The organism is Shewanella sp. SG41-3, assembly GCF_014164545.1.
GTDB lineage: Bacteria > Pseudomonadota > Gammaproteobacteria > Enterobacterales > Shewanellaceae > Shewanella > Shewanella vesiculosa.
Genome location: NZ_JACJFJ010000004.1, coordinates 472,815 through 492,139 on the forward strand (window position 1 = coordinate 472,815; position 19,325 = coordinate 492,139).

18 protein-coding genes are annotated in these 19,325 nt (G+C 42.9%); 14 read left to right on the forward strand and 4 right to left on the reverse strand.

From position 1 onward, the window contains the following. Window positions 1-204: 204 nt before the first annotated feature. Together mtr and plsB are read right to left on the reverse strand one after the other, a co-directional pair. Window positions 205-1,461 carry a tryptophan permease gene (gene mtr, locus H5164_RS10490; protein WP_124018276.1) on the reverse strand — a complete coding sequence of 419 codons (1,257 nt, stop codon included), beginning with the start codon at window positions 1,459-1,461 and terminating at the stop codon, window positions 205-207. Further along, the gene (plsB, locus tag H5164_RS10495; protein WP_124018275.1) at window positions 1,461-3,884 is read right to left on the reverse strand and encodes a glycerol-3-phosphate 1-O-acyltransferase PlsB; all 2,424 of its coding nucleotides are present in this window, start codon (window positions 3,882-3,884) and stop codon (window positions 1,461-1,463) included. Before plsB ends, mtr begins: the two co-directional genes overlap by 1 nt. A gap of 264 nt (window positions 3,885-4,148) precedes the next feature. On the opposite strand from plsB, the gene lexA reads away from it, so the two are divergent. The 6 genes from lexA (at window position 4,149) to H5164_RS10525 (ending at window position 10,294) form a co-directional block, all read left to right on the forward strand. Then, a complete protein-coding gene (lexA, locus tag H5164_RS10500) occupies window positions 4,149-4,763 on the forward strand; it encodes a transcriptional repressor LexA (protein WP_124018274.1) in 615 nt (204 codons plus the stop codon). Continuing rightward, window positions 4,760-5,266: a cell division inhibitor SulA gene (locus H5164_RS10505; protein WP_124018273.1), complete on the forward strand. Its 507-nt coding sequence runs from the start codon at window positions 4,760-4,762 to the stop codon at window positions 5,264-5,266. The genes lexA and H5164_RS10505 overlap by 4 nt, the downstream gene beginning before the upstream one ends. Window positions 5,267-5,662: 396 nt before the next feature. After that, complete coding sequence (coxB, locus tag H5164_RS10510) at window positions 5,663-7,252, forward strand: cytochrome c oxidase subunit II (RefSeq protein WP_182755987.1); 1,590 nt, start codon at window positions 5,663-5,665, stop codon at window positions 7,250-7,252. Window positions 7,253-7,261: 9 nt separating this feature from the next. Continuing rightward, window positions 7,262-8,857 (forward strand): cytochrome c oxidase subunit I, encoded by a 1,596-nt coding sequence (ctaD, locus tag H5164_RS10515; protein WP_124018271.1) that lies wholly within the window; start codon window positions 7,262-7,264, stop codon window positions 8,855-8,857. Between the two features lies 1 nt (window position 8,858). After that, complete coding sequence (locus H5164_RS10520; RefSeq protein ID WP_182755989.1) at window positions 8,859-9,422, forward strand: cytochrome c oxidase assembly protein; 564 nt, start codon at window positions 8,859-8,861, stop codon at window positions 9,420-9,422. After that, window positions 9,419-10,294: a cytochrome c oxidase subunit 3 gene (locus H5164_RS10525; RefSeq protein WP_182723023.1), complete on the forward strand. Its 876-nt coding sequence runs from the start codon at window positions 9,419-9,421 to the stop codon at window positions 10,292-10,294. Before H5164_RS10520 ends, H5164_RS10525 begins: the two co-directional genes overlap by 4 nt. Before the next feature lie 7 nt (window positions 10,295-10,301). Here H5164_RS10525 and H5164_RS10530 read toward each other — a convergent pair whose 3' ends face one another. Further along, window positions 10,302-10,520, reverse strand: coding sequence for a DUF2909 family protein (locus H5164_RS10530; protein WP_124018268.1), 219 nt, complete (start codon window positions 10,518-10,520; stop codon window positions 10,302-10,304). A gap of 25 nt (window positions 10,521-10,545) precedes the next feature. Here H5164_RS10530 and H5164_RS10535 point away from each other — a divergent pair, with 25 nt between their 5' ends. Genes H5164_RS10535 through H5164_RS10555 form a run of 5 tightly spaced genes read left to right on the forward strand, consistent with a single transcriptional unit; the run spans window position 10,546 to window position 14,445 of the window. After that, complete coding sequence (locus H5164_RS10535) at window positions 10,546-11,289, forward strand: SURF1 family protein (protein WP_235781657.1); 744 nt, start codon at window positions 10,546-10,548, stop codon at window positions 11,287-11,289. A 57-nt stretch (window positions 11,290-11,346) separates the two neighbouring features. Next, on the forward strand, window positions 11,347-11,898 hold the full coding sequence (locus H5164_RS10540) for a hypothetical protein (RefSeq protein WP_124018266.1): 552 nt from the start codon (window positions 11,347-11,349) through the stop codon (window positions 11,896-11,898). Next, on the forward strand, window positions 11,898-12,878 hold the full coding sequence (locus tag H5164_RS10545; protein WP_124018265.1) for a heme A synthase: 981 nt from the start codon (window positions 11,898-11,900) through the stop codon (window positions 12,876-12,878). The genes H5164_RS10540 and H5164_RS10545 overlap by 1 nt, the downstream gene beginning before the upstream one ends. Window positions 12,879-12,891: 13 nt before the next feature. Continuing rightward, window positions 12,892-13,803 (forward strand): heme o synthase, encoded by a 912-nt coding sequence (gene cyoE, locus H5164_RS10550; RefSeq protein ID WP_124018264.1) that lies wholly within the window; start codon window positions 12,892-12,894, stop codon window positions 13,801-13,803. Window positions 13,804-13,818: 15 nt separating this feature from the next. Further along, a complete protein-coding gene (locus tag H5164_RS10555) occupies window positions 13,819-14,445 on the forward strand; it encodes an SCO family protein (protein ID WP_182756087.1) in 627 nt (208 codons plus the stop codon). 41 nt (window positions 14,446-14,486) lie between these two features. On the opposite strand, the gene H5164_RS10560 is transcribed toward H5164_RS10555, so the two are convergent. Next, window positions 14,487-15,545, reverse strand: coding sequence for a polysaccharide deacetylase family protein (locus H5164_RS10560; protein WP_182755991.1), 1,059 nt, complete (start codon window positions 15,543-15,545; stop codon window positions 14,487-14,489). 14 nt (window positions 15,546-15,559) lie between these two features. Here H5164_RS10560 and H5164_RS10565 point away from each other — a divergent pair, with 14 nt between their 5' ends. From H5164_RS10565 to H5164_RS10575, 3 genes are all read left to right on the forward strand, one after another. Further along, on the forward strand, window positions 15,560-16,903 hold the full coding sequence (locus H5164_RS10565) for an MATE family efflux transporter (protein WP_182755994.1): 1,344 nt from the start codon (window positions 15,560-15,562) through the stop codon (window positions 16,901-16,903). A 70-nt stretch (window positions 16,904-16,973) separates the two neighbouring features. Continuing rightward, window positions 16,974-18,911 carry a S9 family peptidase gene (locus H5164_RS10570; RefSeq protein WP_182755995.1) on the forward strand — a complete coding sequence of 646 codons (1,938 nt, stop codon included), beginning with the start codon at window positions 16,974-16,976 and terminating at the stop codon, window positions 18,909-18,911. Between the two features lie 49 nt (window positions 18,912-18,960). Beyond that, on the forward strand, window positions 18,961-19,290 hold the full coding sequence (locus tag H5164_RS10575) for an FKBP-type peptidyl-prolyl cis-trans isomerase (protein WP_124018259.1): 330 nt from the start codon (window positions 18,961-18,963) through the stop codon (window positions 19,288-19,290). The last annotated feature ends 35 nt before the right edge of the window (window positions 19,291-19,325 follow it).

A 19,325-nucleotide genomic window follows, 5' to 3' on the forward strand; every position in this document is an offset into this window, starting at 1 on the left:
GCGCTTTGCAATTGAAGTATCAGCGTCATCAACGGCAACATAAACCATCTAATTGACAGATATGGTTATTGCTATCATGCCAGCAAATAGCTTATTGACCAACATACCATTGGTTGTTAAACATCAGCCAGAATAGTCACAAACAAAAAAGCCTTCAAACGAAGGCTTTCTGAATAATTATGATTCGATTATAACAAGTTGCGGTTATTTAAATACCGGTAAGATATCTGCCATTGCCAGTAAGTGACATGTTGCGGTCACTATCCCAAACAACACCACAAGCACAATCAGTGGCGTTCCGCCTGGCACCTTAAAGCCAACATAATCGGGATACTGCTGCCTCACTTTATAAGCCAGCAAAGCTGGAACAATCACAGCCCATATGGTGGCTGCAAGTGCAGCAAAACCAATAGCGAGGATAAACCCATTCGGAAACAGCAAGCCCAATATTGTTGGCGGGATAAACGTAACCGCTGCAGTTTTAATCCGTCCGGTGCGCGAATCATCAAAACCAAATAGATCTGCAAGGTAGTCAAACAGACCTAATGTGACACCTAAAAATGATGATGCCACGGCAAGATTGGCAAACAGTGTCAACATGCTATCAAGCCATTGGCTGGCAATAACACCCGACAACGCTGCAACTAACACCCCAATATTACCGCCTTGGGCAATAACATCGGCAAACTGGCTGCGCTGAATATTACCCATAGTTGCCACTAACCAACACACATAAATCACTAATGCGATTGTGGTTCCGCTAATGATGGCCTTAACAATGGTTTTAGCATCTTTACCGTAATATTTAACTAAACTGGGTACGTTACCGTGATAACCAAAACTGGCTAAGCCAAAAGGAATCGCAGCGAGCAGATAAGGTAAGTAACGCGACTCACCATCGGGTGATACCAGTTTCACGGTATCGATATCGATCAATAAATTACCAATGGCCAAGAAGAAGGTAATGACCATGCCACCAAGCATGATGGTGGTAATGCGATCAACCGCTTTAGTACTGACAAATACCACTAGCGCCAGCACCACGGCAAACACTAACCCTGCCACACTCTGAGGTAGACTGACACCCAATGCCGATAAACTGTGATTAACAATCGATCCGCCACCACTGATATAGGCATAAGTTAAAATGTACAACACAAAGGCTATAGAGACGCCGTTAATGACTCGCCAAAACTGCCCTAGGGTTACTCGAGTTAAGGTATCGAAACTGTCACCGGGTTCAAAATGCAAGTTAGCTTCTAATAACAGCAAACCCGACATTAGCATGCAAAACCAGACGCCGAGCAACATCGCTATTGAGTAACCAAACCACATCCCTGCACCAACAACTGGCAAGGAAAACATTCCCGCACCCACTGTAGTGCCAGCAATGATCATCGCCCCACCCAATACTGACTTACCACTAGTGCGATGCTTGGCCGCATTCATATGGTTTGCCATTATTGTCCGTGCTCCGCATCCACACTGTCTACTATGGTTTGTTTTACTGACGAACTCAGCAACTTGTTGGCATGATCTCGAATTCTGATCACTTCGTCACGATGTTCAACACTGCATAAGTAACCTAGTTCTTTTAACTTAACACTCAAGGTGTTATACAGTTTTTTGTCATAAAACTCTGGAGCGGTAATCCCGTGAAGTGCGCCTAGTCGTTGGGCCAACAAGTGACTGTCGGTTTCAAGAGCAGAACGTTCAAGCTCAGGCTTTATCGCCAGTAAATTGAAGATAATGGCATAACGCTGCAAGGTCTCACTGATCGTTTCAGCCAGAAGTAACACTTGGGTAATATGACGAGGCGTGATAACAAAGTTATCATTGTCGCTCAACAAACCTTGCTCAAGCATAAAGTCTAAAACGCCATCAACATATTTAGGCACATCATCAATGCCCATAAATAACTCTGCTTTCAACAATGGATAAAAATCCATCACGATGGCATGAATGCGCGCGCGATCGCAGTCATCATAGCGCAATAAACAACTGGCAATTAATGACGGTATCGCCATTAAATGAATAATATTATTACGGTAATAACTCATGGTGATGGCAATTTTTTCATCAACAGAAATAATCTCACCAATAGAATCTTTGGTACTAACAAACTTATTTAACGACAAACAATGATCAACAATCGACTTACCATCACCCTCGGCGACCGATGCGTAATCGGTATAAGGTACGGTTTTCAATAAGGCTAAATACAGATCAAGTTGGCGTTCTAACTGACTTCTTTCTAATGCATTTTGCTCTGAGGCTAATAACACTAAACTGGTTAATGTTACCGAGCTCGCGGCGGCAGCACCGTTAATATTGGTCATCACGCGGTTAGCGAGTAAATTAACCGATGGAGTAAACCACGATGGTTTTTGATCAGGCTCTTTCGCCAGTTCGCTACGCCATTCTGGCGCTTGTTGATTTAAGAAGTGCTGTAAGTTAATCGGCTCACCAAAATTAACATAACCTTGGCCAAAATTACCGAGTTTACGCAGCGCACCAAATAACTGCCAAACAGATTCTTTTTTCTTTTTCTTGCCGCTTAATTCTTTGTGGTAAGTGGCCACTTCCATCACATGATCATAACCTAAATACACTGGTACTAACGTCACTGGGCGCTCTATGCCGCGTAGTACACTGTTTATGGTCATTGCCAACATGCCGGTTTTAGGCGCAAGTAAACGTCCTGTACGCGAACGCCCACCTTCGGTGAAATACTCAACCGAATAACCTTTAGCAAATAACTGATCTAAATACTCACGAAATACTGCGGTATACAGTTTATTACCATTAAAGCTGCGGCGGATGAAGAATGCTCCACCACGGCGGAACATTGGCCCTGCTGGCCAAAAGTTCAAGTTAATACCGGCCGCAATATGCGGCGGAACCATACCCTGATAATACAAAATGTATGACAGCAACAAGTAATCCATATGGCTGCGATGACAAGGCACATAGACAATTTCATGGCCATCATGGTGAAGCTGTCTTACCTGTTCAGCACCTTTGATATTGATACCGCTATATAATTTATTCCATAACCAAGTGAGAAAACGCTCGGCAATGCGCACTAAACTATCTGAATAGTCTGCGGCAATTTCATCAAGGTATTCAATCGCAGTTTCACGGGCTTTTTCAGGAGATACTTTTTTGTTGACCGCCTCTTCTTCAATAGCCTTTTTAATTGAATCTGACTTTAATAAAGAGGCAAATAGCATTTGACGATTAGGTAATTGTGGCCCTGTCATAACTTTACGTTGGCGACGGAAATGTACTCGCGCGACACGAGTTAATTTATGCGCAATTCTTTTATCTGTACCGTGCTCATCAGCCATATGGCGCAGCGATAACGCATTAGAAAACTGCACAAAATTATGTCGCCCTAAAAATAAAATCATCAGCCACTTACGTAACCAAGTTGGGTTTTCTCTTTCAAAAACAGCCGCTGTCATGCTGTCTTCTTCCTTACCAGGAGTACGTCCCCAATAAAGACAAACTGGCACTAATTGAATATCGAGGTCAGCATTCTCACTATGAAGCGATAATAAACGGGTAAAATAATTAAGGAACTTCTCACCACTTTCACGTTTACCAAATAGAGGTTTACGCCCCTCTAAACACACCACTCGAGGTACTCTTAAACCATCAAGCTGTAACGGCTCATAAGGACTTGGCATACCAAATCCTTCAGTGATTTCGCTCAAGGCGGCAATATCACTAATAGATTCCGTTTTCATCAAATAAACCAAGGGCTTGGTCGGATCTATATTGAGGTCATCAAACGGATCATGGGGCACCACAATGGTCTGTACCATCCATTTCTGAACCCATTTTAATGCTTGTAAAAATATTGAATCTGGTTTTGACATGGTTATTTTCGCAACATAAGCCATTGTAATATTGTCGTATAGGATACCAGAAACCACCCTGCTTACACTATCTGGCCAACTTATCTTTACGTGTAAGCTCTCACTTTAAGACATAGTGCAAGATAAAACATATATAATAACCAATAAAAACATTAATTTAAGTTACAAAAAACCAATAAAACACAAAAAATAGTTGGTTAATACTTGCACGAACACAAACACTGTATATAATGACAGTCACTGTATAAAAAGACAGGAATCATCATGAGACCGTTAACGCCGCGCCAAGCAGAAATATTAGACTTAATTAAAAACAATATCGCCGAAACAGGTATGCCACCCACTCGTGCTGAAATTGCGAAACGTCTTGGCTTTAAAAGTGCTAATGCTGCCGAAGAGCATTTAAAAGCATTAGCCAAAAAAGGCTTTATCGAGATCATGCCTGGTACCTCTCGAGGTATTCGCTTACCTCATGAAGAACAGATTGAAACCGGTTTGCCTCTGATTGGACAAGTTGCAGCTGGTGAGCCTATTTTGGCTCAAGAACACGTTGAACAGTATTATCAAGTCGACCCGAGCATGTTTAAACCTGCCGCAGACTTTCTGTTGCGCGTTCGTGGTGACAGCATGAAGAACATCGGTATTTTAGAAGGCGATTTACTCGCGGTTCATAAAATGCAACAAGCACGTAATGGCCAAGTTGTAGTGGCGCGTGTTGATGATGACGTCACCGTAAAACGATTTGAACAAAAAGGTAATGTGATTTATCTGCACGCAGAAAATGACGATTACACCCCGATTAAAGTTGATTTAAGTTGCCAAAGCCTAACCATCGAAGGGCTTGCCGTTGGCGTTATCCGTAATGGAGATTGGTTATGAACAAACTAATGGGCATCGCGCCACGTCACCCAGGCTTATGGGTAGATTTAGCTGAAACAGAATTGCATGGCAACCAAACCATTCGCACATTACAAACAGTCACCCAAGGTGAAGCTGAGTTGAGCCAGTTGTGTAGTCAACTCGCCACATTGAGCCAACAAGGTCGATGGATTGTGTTAATTAGCCCACCACACATTGGCTATAAACATATGCTGGCAAATGCTGGCGTGAGAATGGACCGTATTTTACTGGTGCACACTAAAGACGAAGTCGAAACCTTATGGGCGATGGAAAAAGCGCTTACCAGTGGAACATCAAGTGCTGTCGTCACTTGGACAAGCTCACTTGACGCTCGTGATAGTCGTCGATTAGAAATTGTAGCTAAAAGTGCACGGGCTTTAGGTGTGGTAATTGAGGATGTGAATGCTCACTTACCTCACAAACATCAACTTGTTAGCCCTACATTAATAAATGGAACAAGTAATTTTTGCTCATTTCACTAAGCATTAACCCTTACTTACCAAGCCCTGTATTGAATTCAGGGCTTTTTTTTCATCTTTTTTCAGTCAATTAGCCAACAAAGTGATCTTGATCAATGTTTAATCTACAGCTAATGTTGTTCCCAAGGATGAAATAATATTCATCTTTAATTGGACATGAATGACAGTGATTAAGATTACTTTCAGACAAATGAGCCAACTCAATATTGATAAGTTCAGTAGTAGGTACAAGCGTGGTGCACCGCTAATAATAAAACCGTAGACAACCTGTTTACTGCCACCAAGGTACTTTGAGGTCATCAAACTTTTTTCGGGAACCGAAAAGTTTGCATAGAGCAGAGAATTACTGTGTGACTTTTCTTTGTAATTGCTATTTGCAATGAACAGAGGAGCAGTCTTGTGAAGCAATGGTGGTATTGTTTACTGGTGGTGTTTATAGCACTTCCGCTTGGGGCATCAGAAATGTCCCTCAACATGACTCAAGGCGTGACAGATATCAGTGGTAAGGTTTATGGCCTCCACATGACGATACTTTATATCTGTTGTGCCATTGGGTTAGTGGTGTTTGGGATCATGATTTATTCAATGATTTACCATCGCAAATCAAAAGGCGCTGTTGCGGCAAATTTTCACGAAAGTACTAAAGTGGAAATAGCTTGGACCGTCATTCCTTTCATCATCTTAATCGCCATGGCCATTCCAGCCACTAAAACCTTAATTGCCATGGAAGACCCCAGCAATGCGGATCTCACCATCAAAATTACTGGGTCGCAGTGGAAATGGCATTACAGCTATTTTGATAAAGACATCGAATTTTACAGCACATTATCGACCCCCAGAGATCAAATCGATGGCATAGAGGCTAAAGGAGAGCATTATCTTCTTGAAGTCGATAAACCACTCGTACTGCCCATTAACCAAAAAGTGCGTTTTTTAATGACATCAGATGATGTGATCCACTCATGGTGGGTTCCGGCTTTTGCGGTTAAAAAAGATGCCAATCCAGGCTTTATTAATGAAGCATGGACCCGCATTGATAAGCCCGGAATTTATCGTGGCCAATGTGCCGAATTGTGCGGTAAAGACCATGGATTTATGCCCATTGTGGTGCAAGCATTATCAGAGACAGATTTTGATAACTGGTTAGTAGAGCAAAAGCAACTGGCCAGTAATGCCGCTGCTGCGGCGGCTGCATCACTGTCACAAACCTTATCTCTTGAAGAGTTAACCACCCAAGGTGAACAGATCTATCTTGCTCGTTGCGCCGCTTGTCACCAACCTAATGGTGCGGGCCTTCCAGGTGTATTCCCATCACTAATTGGCAGTCCTATCATAAAAGGTCCTGTTGCAGGTCACCTCAACATCGTCTTAAACGGTAAACCAGGAACCGCAATGCAAGCCTTTGCCAAGCAACTTACCGCCCAAGAGATTGCCGCAGTGATTACCTTTGAGCGTAATGCTTGGGGCAATAATACCGGTGATGTTGTGCAAGCTGCTGATGTGAGTAATTTCTCTGGCGGCAATGAAGCAAGTACTGAAGCATATAAGACTGAAAGCACAATGGCCGCAACAGCAACTGAGAGTACCAATACTGCGACAGAAAAAGCGACTCAGGCTCTTGAAACCGTCGCAAAGGCTGTAACGCCAGAGGTTGTTGCCGTTGAAGATCTGCCCACCTTAACCTTGGAGCAATTAATCACAGAAGGTGAGCAGGTTTATGCCACCACTTGCGCCGCATGTCATCAAGCCACTGGTGCTGGTTTGCCAGGCGCTTTCCCTTCACTTATTGGCAGCCCTGTGGTTACCGGACCGGTTAGCGGACATATCGATATCGTTATGCACGGTAAACCAGGCACCGCGATGCAGGCATTTAGTAGTCAACTTAGCCCACAAAAGATGGCCGCGGTGATTACTTATGAGCGCAATGCGTGGGGCAATAATTCTGGCGAGGCGGTGCAACCTGCCGATGTCGCTAGCCATGGACAGTAGGGGAAGACAATGAGCACAACAACGCACGATACACTAGCTACCGCTCATGATGATCATCATCACGGAGCGCCGAAAGGGCTCATGCGCTGGCTACTCACAACTAATCATAAAGATATCGGTTCGCTGTACTTATGGTTTAGTTTTATTATGTTTCTCACTGGTGGCGCCATGGCAATGGTCATTCGGGCAGAGTTATTTCAGCCTGGATTACAGCTAGTAGAACCTAACTTTTTTAATCAAATGACCACGGTTCATGGTCTTATCATGGTATTTGGCGCAGTGATGCCGGCTTTTACCGGATTAGCTAATTGGTTAATTCCAATGATGATCGGTGCACCAGACATGGCTTTACCGCGGATGAATAATTGGAGCTTCTGGATTTTACCGTTCGCGTTTACCATATTACTCAGTTCGCTATTCATGGAAGGCGGTGGTCCTAACTTTGGTTGGACATTCTACGCACCGCTATCAACCACTTATAGCCCTGATAGCACAGCTCTATTTGTATTCGCCATCCATATCATGGGTATCAGCTCGATAATGGGCGCGATTAACGTTATCGTGACCATTGTTAACCTGCGCGCTCCTGGCATGACATGGATGAAACTGCCCTTGTTTGTGTGGACTTGGTTAATTACTGCCTTTTTATTAATTGCGGTGATGCCAGTGCTCGCAGGCGCAGTGACTATGGTGTTAACCGACAAGTTTTTCGGTACCAGCTTTTTCGATGCTGCAGGTGGCGGTGACCCAGTGATGTTCCAGCATATTTTCTGGTTCTTCGGTCACCCAGAAGTTTACATCATGATTTTACCCTCATTCGGCATTATCTCCGCCATTATACCGACCTTTAGCCGCAAGAAATTATTTGGCTATTCCTCTATGGTTTACGCTACTGCCAGTATTGCTGTGCTGTCGTTCTTAGTATGGGCACATCATATGTTTACCACAGGCATGCCGGTATTCGCCGAGTTGTTTTTCATGTATTGCACCATGCTAATTGCGGTTCCCACCGGGGTTAAGGTGTTTAATTGGGTTGCTACCATGTGGCGCGGTTCGATGACATTTGAAACACCAATGCTATTTGCGGTGGCGTTTATCATTCTGTTTACCATTGGTGGCTTTTCCGGTTTGATGCTGGCAATCACCCCTGCGGACTTTCAGTATCACGACACTTACTTTGTAGTGGCGCATTTTCATTATGTGCTGGTGACTGGGGCGATATTTTCCATTATGGCGGCGGCATATTATTGGCTGCCAAAATGGACCGGTAATATGTACAACGAAACCTTAGGCAAGTGGCATTTTTGGTGCTCAGTGATCTCTGTCAACGTGCTGTTTTTCCCAATGCACTTTTTGGGCTTGGCGGGTATGCCTCGTCGAATCCCAGATTACGCAGTACAGTTTGCCGATGTGAATCAAATTGTTTCGATTGGTGGATTTGCATTTGGTTTATCGCAGTTTATTTTTCTCGCTGTGGTGCTCAAATGTATCAAAGGTGGCAAACCGGCTGGCGATAACCCTTGGGAAGCTGCAGAAGGTTTGGAATGGACCATTGCCAGTCCAGCGCCATATCACTCGTTTACCACTCCGCCGGAGATAAAATGAGATGACACAGCCAACAAAATCAAATCGTAAGTTATTAATCATGCTGATTGCTGGATCAATTGGTATGTTTGGGTTTGGTTTTGCATTGGTACCGCTTTATGACGTGCTCTGCGATACATTGGGTATTAATGGCAAAACCCAAAATAGCGCCAGTAGCTATGAAGCGGTAGTGGTTGATAAAAGCCGTACCGTTACCATTGAATTTGTGACCCAAGTTCAGTCAGATATGTCGTGGGAATTTAGCCCTAAAGTTAACCAAATAAGCGTGCATCCTGGTGAGCTCACTCACGCACAATTTTTGGTTAAAAACCTGTCTGCACACGACACAGTAGGCCAAGCAATCCCTTCAGTATCACCTGGACAAGGAGCGGCGTACTTCAATAAAACGGAATGTTTTTGCTTTAACCAACAACCATTGGCCGCATCAGCAACAGCAGAATTACCATTGATTTTCTACGTGGACCCGGATTTACCCGCGTCTATTAATACATTGACTCTCTCTTATACCCTCTATGACATCACCGATAAACAGACGATCGTCGTAGAGCAAGGAGCAGCAAAATGACCACAAAGTATCAAACTTATTATGTGCCAAACCAAAGTGCTTGGCCGATAATCGGTGCTATAGGCTTATTTTTAATTGCATTTGGCGCAGGCACTTATGTACAACAATTAGCCACTGAAAAAACCTCAGGAAGTTACATATTAATCACTGGTTTTGCCGTGATTATCTTTATGATTTTTGGTTGGTTTAAAACCGTTATTGATGAATCAATGGCAGGACTTTACTCACCACAAATGGATCGTTCATTTAGGCAAGGAATGAGCTGGTTTATTTTTTCAGAGATTATGTTTTTTGGGGCTTTTTTTGGCGCATTATTTTATGCACGTATGATTTCAGTACCTTGGCTTGGTGGCGCATCGAACAATGCCATGACTCATGAGGTACTGTGGCCTGCCTTTGAAGCAATTTGGCCTTTGGTGAAAACACCTGATGGGAGTGCAACCGAGGCGATGCCATGGACGGGTTTGCCATTAATCAACACCATCATCCTGTTAACCTCATCGGTTACCTTGCATTTTTCCCATATCAATCTCGAAAAGGCCAATCGTAAACCGTTGATAATCTGGTTAGCGTTAACGGTGATTTTGGGGATTGCGTTTCTCAGTTTACAGGTCGAAGAATACAGCCATGCCTATCAAGAAATGGGCCTAACCCTATCTTCAGGAGTGTACGGTAACACCTTCTTTTTATTAACCGGTTTTCACGGCATGCACGTGACGATTGGTACCCTGTTCTTGATTATTTTATTACTCAGAATTATCAAGGGTCACTTTACCCCCGATAAACATTTCGCATTTCAAGCGGGTAGTTGGTATTGGCACTTCGTTGATGTGGTTTGGTTATGCTTATTCATTTTTGTTTATGTGCTGTAAATCAGCACTAATAAGGTCTGGGGTTAGGTTGAATGTAGCCTAGCCCTAAGGCCACCAGCAGCACCACAATCACGACAACAGAAAATAACACTCTACGACCAAGATAATGGCTCATTGATTGTTGATGCTGCCCTTTGACCATAATAAATAAGGCTCTAGCTAAGTTAAATAATATGAATACAAGCAACGAGACTAAAACTAACTTAACAATGAAAGGTGTTGTCACAGGCAATCCTTTTAGGAGTGTGGGTGTGTCTCGGGTGTTATTTGTAATGATTACTTTGGTCGTGTTTGGCTTATTGGTCAAGTTAGGATTATGGCAATTATCACGGGCAGCGTTTAAACAAGAGTGGCAAAGCACATTACTTGTGCGCCAACAGCAGCATGCACTCAATTATGAGGCAATGTTAGCACTGGTTAATTTATCAAAGTTACCCACTGGGTCTGAGTCAGAGGCGGCATTGCTCACAGGTTACCGCTTATCGATTTTGGCAAAACCCGTTAATAACACAATAATGCTGTTAGACAATCAGGTGTATCAGGGGCAAGTGGGATATTTAGCTTACCAAGTGTTTGAAATAACCCCAGAGCAGCCTTGGATACTCGTTGAATTAGGTTTTGTTGCTGCCAACAAAGACCGTCGAATATTGCCTCAACTTGAACCACTAGAAATACGCTACTACACCCTCTATGGACGGGTATATCAAAAACAAACCAATCCATTTAGTGATCAGTTAGATGCTGAACAACGCGCCGATGCGCCAATACGTTTTCAAAACATCAACACTGCAGCATTAGCTGACATGTTAGAACATTCGCTAATACCTGTAGTGCTACAACCTGAAAATGTCCCGCGTTACAACTTACCGCAACCTTGGGTGCCGATCCCATTATCGGCGCAGAAGCATCAAGGTTATGCCTTGCAATGGTTCACTATGGCAGGAGTATTTTTAGGATTAATGAGCTGGATAGCATATCGACAATATCGACGTTAACTCTCGTCGTGAATAAATAACTTAACAATAATATCAATATGATAAAGAGGAGATGGAATGAACTCCCTACCGAAAAAGAGCAATAAAGCGCTAATAGTATTACTGCTGGTGTTTATTTTACCGGTTGCAATAGCCAAGTTAGTGCTAAGCCTAGAACTCTATAATGGTGCGGCGACGAACAAGGGGGCACTGATCACTCCCGAAGTGAGTTATGCCAACTTAGCCATGGAAAACCCTAAACCACATATTTGGCAGGTACTTTTTTTTCTCCCCGAGCAGTGTAACGAGCAGTGTCAAGAACGTCTATATATTTTACACCAGAGCTATATCGCACTAGGCAAAGATAGAGATCGCGTTATCCCGATCATAGTGGTGAATAATCACAGCGACACCAAGATACTCAAACAATTGAATATCGGCTTTGATCAAGTCAATGCCAATGATGCACTTGCAACATTGTTGACTGAACAACAGCTGATCATTGTCGATCCTCTTGGCAGCCTGGTGATGCAATATGACAATGTGATTGGCCACGACGCCAATATTGCCCAAGGTAAAGCCATGATTGCTGATTTACGCAAAATGCTTAAATTATCGAGGGTGGGCTAATGACCATTAATCGGCTGATAAAATTTACCTTGGTATTTACCTTAGCGGTCATTTTAATGGGGGCTTACACACGCTTATCTGATGCCGGACTGGGTTGCCCTGATTGGCCTGGATGTTATGGCCATTTAGCGGTACCCAGTGCAAGCCATGACTTAGCAAAAATCGAAACGCATTTTCCACAAATGACCATAGAGCCAGAAAAAGCATGGCTTGAAATGATCCATCGCTACATAGCCGGTGCATTAGGATTAATGGTATTAGCTATCCTTGTATTGTGCCTTAAACAACCTCATGCACCGAAAAAACTCCCCAGTTTTATAGCCGTCTTAATTGTATTTCAAGCAGCGCTTGGCATGTGGACTGTCACAATGAAACTAATGCCTATTGTGGTAATGGCACATCTTATTGGCGGTTTTAGTCTATTTGCCTTGTTACTACTGCTGTACCTTAGGCTTAAGCCATTACGGATCCCAGGAGGTGATACTTATGCCCGCAAACTGGTTCCGTTAGCTTTAGTCAGTCTAGGAGTATTAGTCATTCAAATTGTACTCGGCGGCTGGACCTCATCAAATTACGCGGCTCTCGCCTGTACTTCGTTACCCATTTGCGAAGGTAACTGGGTCGATAACTTACGTATTGCCGATGCTTTTTCACCGTTCCAAGGCGATCATCCAAGTTTTGAATTTGGGGTATTAGACTATGCAACTCGAATGACCATTCATGTCAGTCATAGAGTTTGGGCCGTTGTTACTGCCATAACATTGATCCTACTAGCGCTAAAATTACGTTATGCACAATCACATGTAATGCGAAACAGTGGTTACTTATTACTGTTATTGGTAATCACCCAAGTCGGACTGGGTATTAGCAATGTGGTGATGAATTTACCTTTGGGCATCGCGGTATCACACAATGCAGGTGCAGCCTTATTGCTGCTTACCTTAGTCTTTATTAATTACGCCCTGTGGCGTAAAGCATAAGCGAGGATCGACCATGACAAAACCTCTTACTATTAGTCAGGTTCAACCTAAATTAACCCTACAATGGCGCGCTTATTTTGAAATGACCAAACCAAAAGTAGTTGCACTTATGCTACTTACCGTATTGGTTGGCATGTGTTTATCGGTACCGGGCATAGTGCCGCTGCAACCTTTAGTTGCTGGTATGGCAGGCATTGCAATGATGGCGGGGGCAGCGGCAGCATTTAATCATTTAATCGATCGCAAAATTGATGGCTTGATGGCCCGCACTTATAACCGACCGTTACCCAAAGGTAAAATATCGACAACCAAAGCGGCTGCATTTGCTGTGTCTCTCGGAGCCCTAGGCTTTGTGGTACTGTATGCCTTAGTCAATCCCCTAACCGCTTGGCTGACGTTTGCCAGTTTAATCGGCTACGCCTTGGTGTATACCGCTTACCTTAAACGAGCAACTTCACAAAATATCGTTATCGGCGGATTAGCAGGCGCTATGCCACCATTACTTGGCTGGACCGCGATAACCAATGAAATGCATGGTTACGCCCTATTACTTGTGATTATTATCTTCACTTGGACCCCACCGCATTTTTGGGCGTTAGCGATTCACCGCCGTAAAGAATATGCCAAAGTTGATATTCCAATGCTCCCTGTAACGCACGGGGTAGAATTTACCAAAACCTGTATTTTGCTTTACACTATTTTACTCGCCATTGCCTGTTTACTGCCTGTTTTAGTCGGTATGTGTGGTCCAATATATTTGGTCGGCTCTACCCTACTCAGTTGTGGCTTTATCTATAAAGCGTGGCAGTTAAAGTTTCATGATTATCCAGAACTGTCGATGCAGGTGTTTAAATTCTCAATTTATCATTTAATGGTGTTATTTATTGTTCTATTAGTAGACCATTATTTTTGGGTAAACACTTAACCTAGAAAAGGAAATATATTGAAAATAATCATAGCATTAGGGCTGATATTATTAGCCATAGGCGGAGGTGTTGCTTACCAAAAGATGCAAACAGAACCTATGGTACTGGCAACCAGTTATGTATTTGAACAACAGCGGGCATTAGCACCATTTACATTAGCAGACCAGTACGGCAACACCTTCAATAACCAATCATTGCAAGGTAAATGGAGCTTATTTTTTATTGGTTACACTGCTTGCCCTGATGTATGCCCTACTACCTTGAATAAACTCGCCGCGGCTTATCCACAGCTACAAAAAATAGCCAAGAATATACAAGTGGTGTTTGTGTCGGCAGATCCTAAACGCGACACTCAAGCGAAACGTTTGGATTACATCAATTTTTTTAATCAAGACTTTATAGCGGTCACTGCACAACACGCTGATTTGTTTCCCTTCAGTCGTGACTTAGGCTTTGTATACGCTATGGTTGGAGACGGTAGCGATTATCAGGTAGACCATAGCGCATCTTATGTATTAGTTTCGCCCCGAGTAGAAAAGATTGCGGTATTTAAACCAAAACCTCAACCCGGCCAATTAGCGCAAATTCTTAATGCAGAACTGATTGCTGACTTTGAGAAAATAGTAAAATCCAGGCAATAGCGCAGACTCATTAACCACAACTTTAACTAACTGAGATAACATTATTCTTCGAGCCACTGCCCATTATCTTGTGGGCGGATCCACGCTTGTGAAAACCAATAATAACCGGTTTTTGTTTTGCTCGGTGCCGTACAATTATAACGCGAACGTCCTGGGGCTAAATCTGATGATGCCTGAATCGATAAGCGATTTTTACTTAACCAAATGGGCTTTTTAGGGCCTTGCCCTTGAATAAAACACATCACCTGATGTGGATAAATATCCTCAGTATCGAGGGTTAATATCAACTTAGGTCGCCATTGGCCGGATACAAGTAGAGGGTCGCTTATATTTTGCTTAGTTACAGGCATAGGTAAACTGGAAAATTTAACCTTTAAACTCGCCAAATCAGCGTAAGCATTGGCCACAGGGAAACGCGGTAACGCCGTTAATGAAGCATACTCTCCAGCGGCCCCCGATTGCTGACCAAAACCAACAAAGCCGTGTTTAGTCAAAATAGCTTCTAACTTGCTAGTGTATTCGCCGTATGGATAAGCAAACATTTTTACGCTTTGGCCGGTACGTTTTAAGATCTCGGCTTCCGTTGCAAGAATATTGTCTTCAACTCGTGCTTGCCATTGGTCTTGGGTTTCTTTACCTTGGCGACGAATTAAATGTTCATGCCCCCAACTGTGATTCGCTATTGTCACCCCTTGCTCTGACAAAGTGTTAATATCTTGCCAGCTCATCATCCCTTGGTAACCGGCTTCAATCGGAGCAACAGAAATAAATACCGTATAGGGAAACTTGTGTGTGGCTAAAATAGGTGCCGCATTTTGAATAATGCTGTCATAGCCATCATCAAAGGTAATCACAATACTTTTATGATTTAAGGTCGTGTTATGCTTAATACTATCAACAGCATCGCTTAAAGAAATAACCGTAAAATCATTATCAGCTAAATACTGCATTTGCTCAGCAAACTGACTCGGGGTCACACTGGTACTTTTAGGCGTGTTTTCAGACACATGATGATACTGTAAAATAACCACTGCATTGGCATCTAAATGCAATAAACTCAAACTGAGCAATGCCAACCATAACGCTATTTTCTTAACCATGATTATTCATACCTATGTCAGTTAGTACACTACTGTTAAATCGCCAAAAAAATCGTCAATTATTGGCATTAGCAACACCCATGATCCTGTCTAATATTACCATTCCGCTCTTAGGATTAGTTGATACAGCTGTGATTGGGCATCTAGGACACGCTTATTATCTTGGTGGCGTAGCCTTAGGAAGTACCATCATCACCTTGATGATATGGTTGCTTGGTTTTTTACGTATGTCCACCACCGGACTTGTCGCGCAAGCCTTCGGGGCTAATGATACCTCAACTCAGCAACAATTACTGATACAAGGTTGCAGCTTAGCATTAACCTTAGGTTTCGTTGGCGTCATGCTGCAATCTCCTCTGCTCAATTTAGCGCTCAGTCTCAGTGATGCCAGTGAGCAAGTCATGCTCTATTGCCGCCAGTATGTGTCGATTCGAATCTGGTCCTTGCCTTTTGCCCTAACCAATTTAGTGCTACTGGGTTGGTTGCTTGGGCGCCAAAAGCCCAAAGCGGCTATGTGGCAGCTGATTATCGCCAACAGCGTCAATATTATTCTCGATATTGTATTTGTCATGGTATTTAAATGGAATGTGCAAGGCGCGGCATTGGCATCGGTTATTGCTGACATCTGTGCTTTTTCAGTGGCATTAGTCATGGTTAAACGCCAACTTATTGATATGGGTGGACTCAAATTTAGCCAGGTTATCGCGCATTTATCTTGGCGCGGTTATGCTCGTTTACTCACCTTAAATCGTGATATTTTTATTCGCAGTTTATGCTTACAAGCCGCGTTTAGCTTTATGACTTTTTATGGTGCCGGCTTAGGTGACAATATTATTGCCGCTAATGCCGTGCTGCTTAATTTACTGATGCTGATCTCTTATGCATTAGACGGCATAGCCTATTACGCCGAAGCAGAAGTGGGCCGCGCATTTGGGCAAAAAAATCCAACCTTACTCCATGACAGCGTAGTGTTAGCTTTTTGCTGGTCGGCAATAGTGGCAGGATTATTTAGCCTACTATTTTGGTTGGCAGGGCCGTGGATAATTCAGCTATTAACCAACATAGAAGCGGTGCAAGATACTGCCAATAATTACTTAATCTGGCTCATTTTTATGCCTATATTGGCGTTTGGCTGCTATTTATTTGATGGGGTATATATTGGCGCGGCACAAGGACAAATCATGCGAAATAGCATGATAATCGCAACCTTTGCAGTTTACTTTCCGAGTTGGTACCTGTTGCAAGCTTGGGGCAACCACAGCCTTTGGGCTGCGATGTCGATATTCATGCTATGTCGAAGTGTAACACTCGGCTGGCACTATTATTATAAACTCAGGTATCAACTGGTGAGCGTATAATATATTGAAGACCTCTCTATAAAAATGTAACATCCTAACAACATTTTATCGCTCTTCAAACGGATCTTTAATGAAACGGATTTTATGGCTTGTTGTTAGTTTATGTCTATTTTCGCATAGCTCTTTTGCCAACCCCCTGCCTGTAGAAGCCTTCGCCAGCATCCCAGATGTCCGCTTTGTTAGCTTATCACCTGACGGAAAAAAAATAGCATCACTCATTCGAGTCAGTACTAATGAGCTTGAAGGTCAAGTACTCTCTATTCGCGACATTAAAACCAATAAAGATATTTTCCCATTACAGACTGACAACCAAAAATTTGTCATCTTATCGTTAACCTGGGCAAATGATGATGTCATCTTAATCGAATCTAAATATCCTTCTATTCGTCGAGGCATACCCACAACCGAAACCCGCTTAATGAAATACACACTGAGCGACAACAAAACCACAAGTGTCTTTTCTAATCACTCGCTATCGCGCTTTTACGGGTATGGGTTACCGCAATTACAAGCATCGGTTATTGACTACCTTGACAATGATCCCGGTCATATCCTAATGCAAATTCAAGGCTTAGGTTCTAAACCACAATATGAAAGCGTCATTAAAGTCAGTTTAAAAACCGGCGCTATCAAGACATTACAACCGGCACGTATGCATATTGGAGACTGGTTAACCGATAGGCAGCACAACGTGCGTATTGGTATTTATCGCGATGACACAAGCTACCGTATTTACGAGCAAAAAGCAGCGGGTGAAGATCTGCGTATATTATGGGAGTTCGAAGCGCTAGCAGAAGACGTCATCTGGCCTATCGGTTTCGACCATGATCCTAATATCTTGTATATCAGCGCCTATCATCAAGGTCTAAAAGCCATCTTTAAAGTCAACTTAACTGACCCAACATTGACTAAAGAGCTGGTGTTTCACAATGAAAATTACGATGTTGAAGGCTGGTTAGTTTATTCTGAACTAAAGCAAAAAGTGATTGGTTTAAGCACCGACATTGAAGGTGAATATCTGTTCTGGGATCAAGACTATATCAAGTTAAATAATGGTCTAACGGCAGCATTACCCGAGTCACACAATGCCATCACCCAGTTCAGTGATGATGAACGTCGTTACATCGTTTATGCAACTGGCCCAATTGAATCTGGGGCGTATTACTTTGGCAATAGAGATCAAAATGCACTTTACCCTGTGGCTTATCGATACAGCCAATTGCCACCAGAGCTATTATCAACACCTAAAACAGTTAATTACCAGGCTCGCGATGGTTTAGCCATTGAAGCCTTTTTAACCACCCCAAAAGACGCTATCGCCAAAAACTTACCGACCATTATCTTTCCTCATGGCGGGCCAATTAGCTATGACTCAACCACCTTTGATTATTGGGCGCAGTTTTTAGCTAACCGCGGTTATGCGGTACTGCAAATGAACTTTCGTGGCTCGGCAGGTTATGGCTTCAACTTTATGAGCTCGGGTCTTAAAAACTGGGGCCTAGAGATGCAAACCGACATTGAGGATGGTGCTCACTGGCTGATAGGCCAAGGTATTAGCGATCCTAAGCGCATGTGTATTGTTGGTGCGAGTTACGGCGGTTATGCCGCATTAATGGGTGTGGCTATCACACCTGATCTGTATCAATGTGCCATTAGTGTTGCGGGCGTGACAGACCTTGAAAAATTAGTTAAATCATCGCGTGGATACGACAATAGTAAAATTGTTAAAAAACAAATTGGTGATGATTACGACGATTTATATCAGCGATCACCGATTAGCAAAGTGGCCAGTATTAAGGTACCAGTGTTATTAATCCACGGTACGAAAGATCGTGTGGTGCGCGTAGAGCAAAGTGAAAAAATGTATGATGCGCTTAAGGATTTACAGAAGCCAGTAAAGTATATCGAATTAGAAAATGGCGATCATTACTTAAGTAATAACCAACACCGTCTTACTACATTTATTGAAATAGAACGCTTTTTAGCAGCTAATCTTGGAGTACAATAAAGCCAATTTAGTGTTTAACTATTATCTAATTAGTCACAATGAGAACAGCATGACCGAACAATTGATTATTACTGACCTTGAGATCGGCAAGGGTAAAGCGGCAGTAAAAGGGGCATTAATTACCACTCGCTACAGTGGACGTTTAGCCGATGGCACTCAGTTTGATGCGTCAGATGCATTTCAATGTGTTATCGGCACAGGCAGAGTGATTAAAGGTTGGGACCAAGGTATTATCGGTATGAATGTTGGCGGTAAAAGACAATTATCAGTACCGGCACATTTAGCCTATGGTGAGCGTCAAATGGGTGATCGTATTCCAGCAAACTCTGATTTATTCTTTGATATAGAATTACTTGAAGTGCTCACTCGAGACGACTAATTGACATGAATATATCAGTGTAACAAACGAAAACG

What these genes read in the sequence shown, in the direction of transcription:
- lexA (WP_124018274.1), top strand. Translation starts at nt 4,149, where the DNA reads ATGAGACCGTTAACGCCGCGCCAAGCAGAAATATTAGACTTAATTAAA.
- ctaD (WP_124018271.1), top strand. Translation starts at nt 7,262, where the DNA reads ATGAGCACAACAACGCACGATACACTAGCTACCGCTCATGATGATCAT.
- plsB (WP_124018275.1), bottom strand. Translation starts at nt 3,884, where the DNA reads ATGTCAAAACCAGATTCAATATTTTTACAAGCATTAAAATGGGTTCAG.
- H5164_RS10570 (WP_182755995.1), top strand. Translation starts at nt 16,974, where the DNA reads ATGAAACGGATTTTATGGCTTGTTGTTAGTTTATGTCTATTTTCGCAT.
- cyoE (WP_124018264.1), top strand. Translation starts at nt 12,892, where the DNA reads ATGACAAAACCTCTTACTATTAGTCAGGTTCAACCTAAATTAACCCTA.
- mtr (WP_124018276.1), bottom strand. Translation starts at nt 1,461, where the DNA reads ATGGCAAACCATATGAATGCGGCCAAGCATCGCACTAGTGGTAAGTCA.
- H5164_RS10520 (WP_182755989.1), top strand. Translation starts at nt 8,859, where the DNA reads ATGACACAGCCAACAAAATCAAATCGTAAGTTATTAATCATGCTGATT.
- H5164_RS10575 (WP_124018259.1), top strand. Translation starts at nt 18,961, where the DNA reads ATGACCGAACAATTGATTATTACTGACCTTGAGATCGGCAAGGGTAAA.
- H5164_RS10540 (WP_124018266.1), top strand. Translation starts at nt 11,347, where the DNA reads ATGAACTCCCTACCGAAAAAGAGCAATAAAGCGCTAATAGTATTACTG.
- H5164_RS10505 (WP_124018273.1), top strand. Translation starts at nt 4,760, where the DNA reads ATGAACAAACTAATGGGCATCGCGCCACGTCACCCAGGCTTATGGGTA.
- H5164_RS10525 (WP_182723023.1), top strand. Translation starts at nt 9,419, where the DNA reads ATGACCACAAAGTATCAAACTTATTATGTGCCAAACCAAAGTGCTTGG.
- H5164_RS10565 (WP_182755994.1), top strand. Translation starts at nt 15,560, where the DNA reads ATGTCAGTTAGTACACTACTGTTAAATCGCCAAAAAAATCGTCAATTA.
- H5164_RS10545 (WP_124018265.1), top strand. Translation starts at nt 11,898, where the DNA reads ATGACCATTAATCGGCTGATAAAATTTACCTTGGTATTTACCTTAGCG.
- H5164_RS10560 (WP_182755991.1), bottom strand. Translation starts at nt 15,545, where the DNA reads ATGGTTAAGAAAATAGCGTTATGGTTGGCATTGCTCAGTTTGAGTTTA.